Genomic DNA, 6,000 nt, shown 5'->3' on the forward strand with positions numbered 1-6,000 from the left:
GATCCGCCCGCGCCGAAGGAAACCGTACGACTCCGAGATGTCATCGTAATCGTAGGACCCGGCGAGCCCGCCGCGCCTGATGAATCCGTCGAAGTCGTCGTCGACGGCCCCCTGCTCGTCAAAGTAGAAGCGGTATTCGCCGAAGCTGAAGGGGAGGATGTGTACCTCCCCGTGGCGCCCTGTGAACAGGGTCGCCAGGTCCGAACTCAGGAGGAACGCGTTCGATCCCGTGAGGTAGATATCCCATCCGCCACGCGCATGAATGCTATTAATTGCTTTCTCGAACCCCTCACACAGCTGCACCTCGTCGATGAAGAGACGGTTGCGGGCGCCCTCTTTGTGCCGCTCTATGATTTCGCGATGCAGCGCTGGTACTCGAGCAGTAGCTCGTTGTCGAGGTCCAGCAGATCGATGTAGACGTTGTTGGAGGATGGGTCCTTCCGAGCAACGGAGGTGGAGAACGCCTTCATGAGCTCGGACTTGCTGGAGCGGCGCATCCCCGTGATCACCTTGATGTCCCAGGTGCCCTCGAGCGCCCAAAGCCGCTCCATGTACGTAGTGCGGTCCACCCATGCCATCATCCGCTCCCTCTCGGTTTCGAAACTCGAATATTTCTAAAGTTTCGAAACCGAGAAGACAATATACACAAGGGCGCGTCGGGGAGCGAATCCCAGTCGCGCCATGTCGGCAGCGATGCCGGGCGCATTCACGCGTGCTACAATGCGGACATCAGAGATGAAAACACAGTCCCCGTCGGGTAGTCGTGGGCGTGCGGGAGTCCGCATCAGTAACCTGCCTCCTTGGTTGTCCCTTCTCTGCATGGTCATCTACATAAAGGAGGAACCAGCCATGCAGATCAGCGTGTCGTCCACCCTGACCGTATATCACGACGGCCAATTCTGGGTCGGGCTGGCGGAGCACGTCGAGGGCGGAAGGTATGGCGTCGCCCGCATCGTCTTCGGCGCGGAGCCGTCCGATGAGGAGATCCTGCAATTCGTTACAAGCGAATGGGAGAAGCTCTCGTTCTTCGGCGACAAGGTCACTGAAACAAGCAAACCCGCGAAGAACCCCAAGCGGCGCGCTCGCGAGGCAGCGAAAGCCCTTAAACGGCCCGCGGTGAGCACCAAGGCACAACAGGCGCTCGCGGCACAGCGGGAAGCGATGAAGCAGGAGTCGGCTCAAGCAAGAAGTCAGCGTCGCGCGGATGAGGCGGAGGCGCGCTTCGAGCAGCGAAAGCTGAAGCGCAAGCAGAAGCATCGCGGCCGTTGATCGCCATTTGCAGGATGCTCTATACAGAAGCGATGTCATTTTCACTTGAAAACCGATACCGCTTTCTATTGCGCCGTTCGTCAGCGGCGCATCCTCGCTTTCAACACAACTGCTCAAAGATGACGACCGCAATTGTCCTAGACAACGCTGCAGGCCCAAGTCATAATTCGAGTACAAAATCGAGCTACAAATCGGAATTATGAGGATTGAATCATGTGGGATGAATTAGGCATAAGCGCAGGAACGGCAGTCCTTAATTTGATTTCGCTGTATTTCGTTATCAAATGGGCAGTGAAGAATGGCATAAAAGAAGCCTACGGTGCCATCACTGGCAAGAAAGCCGATGAAGACATCCGAAACGAAATAGACCTAAAAGGACCTGGATTGGATCAAGAGGATCGATAAATCCAGTTTCGCTGTCTCCGAAACGGCCTCGTTTCGTCCTCGGGGGCAATAAACGCTTGTTCATTCATTTGGGTTAAATCGTTATTTCCGTTCCTCCGACTATCTCCCTGTACTTTGCCGCCTCAAGAAACATGGAATAGAGTACAAAATCAAAGGTGAAAAGGAGCAAACAACAAAGAAATAATCTCTGCTCCGACGTGGAACGGATGCTAGATCGTTGTTTTACTCACCGCTATCGCTGACAGCTTTACCATGGGTTCTCGTACGAAAGAAAGCCTAACAGTACTCAAAAGTGCAGCTCAAATCCTTATCGGCTTACCCTTGCCTTTCGCGTCGATTCGTTTATGCACCGTCGTTTGATGTAGCCTGGTGGCAAATTTAAACGTATTCTGCTGTCAGGCTTTCAGGGTTTAAGAACTAATTAAATTGCTCTGCCCATGGCACTTTTTGTACTTCCTTCCACTCCCACAAGGGCAGGGTTGATTCCTTCCTATTTTTCCATGCTCCCTCTTGTATTTGACAACCCTAAAATCGCCCATTTGCTCACCGTGGCTTTTCAATTCATCAATTCGGCTCGGCGGGATTTGGTCAATGTCGATTGAACGAGCGTTGACACTTTGTAGAACGTAATTCGCATCGAATCGAAAGGACAGCATCATTCGATCCTTCTCGCCATTAGCGAGAAGGATCGAAGCGGCATAATCGAACATCTCTTGATCCGTCTGTGCATCATGCAACTCATCTTGAAGAACAAAGTAAGTCATACAAATCGAGTCTCCCTTGCCCGAAAACGAGAGAGCACACTGTCTACCGGTTCTCGCCTGCTGTTTTAAAACCTTATCTATGTCATCTGAAAGCTGCTGACGAGCATCACTGGAGAAGTCCAGCAAATATGAAGATATGCTGACAGCTTGGGAATTGTTGGATTTGAATAATACGTCGATAATTTCGCGGAAACGCTTCGGCATGTTTTGCCGAGGTTTCTCGAGTTGCGGCAAAGGTGTATCAACCCTCTCGAAATAACTATCCAGATCTTCCCTATAGCCCGTTATGCATAGAATCTCCCCTTTAGGGGCGTTGTCAATCTCGAGGGAATAACAGTTGTGGGCAATATACATGCCGAGATGGTCAAACTCGTCGTTAAGGGCAATTCTTTCGTTAAGAGATGCCATCTCCCTTTGTTTGAGAAAATGCAGGAATTCAAGAGGATTATCGAAGTACTCTCTGTAGGTCATTAGGTCATCAATGGCAATGCAAGACACACCCTCCCTCAATTTTAAGAATCCAAGTTTTTCGGCGCGCGCTGCATAAGTGTTGATGTTCTCCATCGTCACCGAAAGGCAGAAAATTCTATTGATATTTGAGATATTGAGAGCCGCTTTCGGCAGCATGCCCTGATCATACAGAAGCAATTCCGCGCCAGAATCTCTAATGTAGTCCCTCATATGCGCACATTGGCTATTTGATTTCTGTATCAGCTCTTTGTAGCGTTTAATGTGCGAATCGAAATCAGACACTGGTGGAGCGTCGGTAAAGCGGCCCGCTTTGACCTCAACTACCAAAAGCGCATCTCTGTAAATGACCAGAAGATCATTCTCATTTCGATGTTTCTTGCTTCCGTAGTAATTATCGGCATATGAAATGCATCCAGGAAGCATTTCCTTAAAAACGGATTCGACCATGCTTTCGCTGGCTTCTTTTTGCCTTTGCTGCCACTGCTCTGAATAGCCAGGATCGAGACGCAGAATCGCTTTCTGGACTGCTCTATAAAAGTTATCAGTAAGCGAGTAGTAGTCGAAGCAATAAGTTTTCCCGTTTAGCGTGATGAAAGGCCTGTCGACAATGGGAAGCGTGACGATGGGCCAGTATCGCATCTCTCCTTCTTCGAAGAAGGAGGCCTCACCAGGAGCGAACGACAAGGCGTCCATAAACGTCTTTGGCCAGTTGGTTATTCTACCTACATTGAAATGATGCACGGAGCACGCTTCAAGGAACGCTTCCTCAGCCGCCCGTAAATCCTTCTCTGGAATTATCGAAAAGTCAGCCTCGTCAGCAGAACCGGCTTTTTCAAAGAGCTCCCTCAAAGCGGCCAAGCCCTCAAGTCTTCCGTTCGACAAAGCCTTTTCGAGCCTTTCATATCCGTCAATCACAGCATTTGCGGAAACTCCAAACAGCTTTTGGAATTCGCTGTCGTGAACGAGCACGAGTGGTTGAATATAATCAAGTTGGAGAAAGCGGTATCGATTCCCTCTAACCATGTGCATCATTTGGGCCTCAAAGACCAGACAGCTAGTTTCGCTGTCGTCCTCGATCACCAAACTTCGAAACATCAAATACTGCGTCGCTTTTTCAAATAGCATTTCCTGATCGTGCAAGTATTGGTGGGCAAGCCGTTCGATATCTTCGTCCGTGACATGAAGACAAATCGTGTTGTTCGTTGAAGCGATAAGACTTTGCAAGTATTCGACAGGGCGGGACGGCAAGCCACCTTGCTTATAGAAAAGAATGTCGCCTTCAGGAGAGGGATTGCTGAAATTCGAAATATCGGTAACGGCCATCAGCAGAATTTCTTGCTGGTCAATCTGGATATAGTTCCTGATCGACTCGATGCATTCTCTGATTTCCTTAGCAAGGCATTCCATTTTAATCGGCGCAATGGCCTTCAATTCGTTATTTATCTAACTCACTCCTCGCAATGCTATTGATTTTCTTCTTGAAATTGTATGTTGTCGTAGCTGCCCCTGGAATTAGAGCTTTCCGTCGATATCGGTCCAGATATAGTAATGGGCGCGGCTTCGGAAGAAACCGCGCCCATTAGCAGGTATTATATCATATGGTCGAACGTCTGTTCTACTCCCACTCTTTCACGCTCGTTTGTCGTGGCGCCATTCCGATTGGGTCTAGCTTGGTTGTCGGTTTTGTCCACCTTGCCGCCGAATCCCTCCGCGTGTCCTCGCGTAAGCGTTTGAGACAAGCCCTGGACAAATTCGCAAACTATTTCGAAACCGCGAGCCCGCAGTTTCATTTTTGTCCCGGGGACAAAAACGGGTGGTTTTGAGGCCCTGAAACGTCCGAGATGGATGATAAAACGGCTGATTTTCCTCTTTGGCGTCTGTTTAGCGAAGTGAATCGTAGCCAGCGGGTTTGCCGCCTAGCATTTCCGCAGGTCAAATGGAATGCACAAGAGCGATGACTGAAAGAATCGTCACGGGTGGCTTTGTTTTCGCCCTTATGAGCCGGCTCTAAGCGCCTTAGAAACCGAGTTAGAGGATCCCGATCGTCGCCTTATTTCGGGCTGATCGCAAATCAGTTGGCAACCGAAAGCCAAGGTATAGGGACGGGCCGCACCTATGCGCACACATTTCGGTACGTTTCGTGCGGCATCGGCCATAACAAAGCAAACCGCCGAACGATTCAGATTGCAGACGGTCAACTCGACGCGACAAATCCGGCCTGTCATCTTCCCAATATCCGCCTTCGCGCCATCAGCGCCCCGCGAAATCGGTGAGTTTTCCGGCACTTTTTCGGGTGCCCTTGCTCCGATTCGGCGTGCTCAGCCTCCGCTCGATCTTACGCATGTTTTTTGGGAGGACATGATTCGTCCGCCACGGCGGCTTATACAGCCTCTCGGCATGGAGGGAAACGCCATGGTCACGCTCAACATCTACGCCGACATCGAGCCGATGCCCAAGATCCAGAGCATGCTGCGCGTGGCGCCTGCCTTGCGCGGGAAGTCGAGCAGGCGGTCGCGGTAGTACCCGTACTGCGCCCGGCGTGCCTCGATCTCGGCGGGGATACCGTCGTTGAGCGATTTCGTTAGGGTGTCGAAGCGGTCGAGGATGTCGACGACCTTCTGCTGGGTGCCGATGGATGGGGCGGGAATCTCGACCCTCGATAAGTCCACAGGCGCGGCTTCGATTACCTTTTTCGATTTAGCGTATTGCTCTTCAGATCATCGTGGTGTGCTCGTAGCCGCGCTCCACGAGGAGCCGCTCGGCAACGTCGAGAATCTTCTCGACCGTCTCCTCCGGGCACTTATTGCGTGCCACGGGCACCTCCGTCCTTATTATCACGATAGAAATACCATGAGCGGCGTACGGTTCGAGAAGGGCTGGCGCCAAAAGAGCCCAACGGCCGTTACGGCTTCGTTAGAAACGCGCCCCACCATGGATGTTGAACCCGAAAGGTAAGGCGCGCGGGCACGGTGGCTCGGCCCGCGCGCCCGGAAGAGAAAGGACGAACCCATGGGTTACATGCTCGAGACGCGCGGGCTCACCAAGCGCTTCGGCCGCGGCGACCAGGCGCAGGACGCCGTGGCCGACGTGA

The 6,000-nt window shown here is 51.8% G+C and carries 6 protein-coding genes and 1 pseudogene; 2 read left to right on the forward strand and 5 right to left on the reverse strand.

The genetic code is table 11. The annotated features are described in order from the left end of the window. Positions 1-192: 192 nt before the first annotated feature. Positions 193-432 (reverse strand): annotated as a pseudogene (locus ACESWY_RS09555) (AAA family ATPase); the annotation flags it as partial. Beyond that, positions 348-578 carry a hypothetical protein gene (locus ACESWY_RS09560; protein ID WP_373094206.1) on the reverse strand — a complete coding sequence of 77 codons (231 nt, stop codon included), beginning with the start codon at positions 576-578 and terminating at the stop codon, positions 348-350. The gene ACESWY_RS09560 and the pseudogene ACESWY_RS09555, both read right to left, overlap by 85 nt. Before the next feature lie 271 nt (positions 579-849). Between ACESWY_RS09560 and ACESWY_RS09565 the strand changes: the two genes are divergently transcribed. Both ACESWY_RS09565 and ACESWY_RS09570 read left to right on the forward strand, forming a co-directional pair. After that, positions 850-1,269, forward strand: a complete 420-nt coding sequence (locus tag ACESWY_RS09565; RefSeq protein ID WP_196031553.1) for a YjdF family protein — start codon at positions 850-852, stop codon at positions 1,267-1,269. A 213-nt stretch (positions 1,270-1,482) separates the two neighbouring features. Next, a complete protein-coding gene (locus ACESWY_RS09570) occupies positions 1,483-1,674 on the forward strand; it encodes a DUF6019 family protein (protein WP_373094204.1) in 192 nt (63 codons plus the stop codon). A 410-nt stretch (positions 1,675-2,084) separates the two neighbouring features. Here ACESWY_RS09570 and ACESWY_RS09575 read toward each other — a convergent pair whose 3' ends face one another. The 3 genes from ACESWY_RS09575 to ACESWY_RS09585 form a co-directional block, all read right to left on the reverse strand. After that, entirely contained in the window at positions 2,085-4,232 is a 2,148-nt protein-coding gene (locus tag ACESWY_RS09575) for a YecA family protein (RefSeq protein ID WP_373094202.1), read from the reverse strand. Between the two features lie 1,106 nt (positions 4,233-5,338). Further along, the gene (locus ACESWY_RS09580; RefSeq protein ID WP_196031561.1) at positions 5,339-5,578 is read right to left on the reverse strand and encodes a restriction endonuclease subunit S; all 240 of its coding nucleotides are present in this window, start codon (positions 5,576-5,578) and stop codon (positions 5,339-5,341) included. 43 nt (positions 5,579-5,621) lie between these two features. Then, the gene (locus ACESWY_RS09585; RefSeq protein ID WP_230318632.1) at positions 5,622-5,723 is read right to left on the reverse strand and encodes a TetR/AcrR family transcriptional regulator; all 102 of its coding nucleotides are present in this window, start codon (positions 5,721-5,723) and stop codon (positions 5,622-5,624) included. Positions 5,724-6,000 lie beyond the last annotated feature (277 nt).

Source organism: Collinsella aerofaciens ATCC 25986 (assembly GCF_964237925.1).
GTDB lineage: Bacteria > Actinomycetota > Coriobacteriia > Coriobacteriales > Coriobacteriaceae > Collinsella > Collinsella aerofaciens_BJ.

Excerpts from the sequence above, each read along its gene's own strand:
- ACESWY_RS09570 (WP_373094204.1), top strand. The coding sequence starts at position 1,483 with ATGTGGGATGAATTAGGCATAAGCGCAGGAACGGCAGTCCTTAATTTG.
- ACESWY_RS09575 (WP_373094202.1), bottom strand. The coding sequence starts at position 4,232 with ATGGCCGTTACCGATATTTCGAATTTCAGCAATCCCTCTCCTGAAGGC.
- ACESWY_RS09565 (WP_196031553.1), top strand. The coding sequence starts at position 850 with ATGCAGATCAGCGTGTCGTCCACCCTGACCGTATATCACGACGGCCAA.
- ACESWY_RS09560 (WP_373094206.1), bottom strand. The coding sequence starts at position 578 with ATGGCATGGGTGGACCGCACTACGTACATGGAGCGGCTTTGGGCGCTC.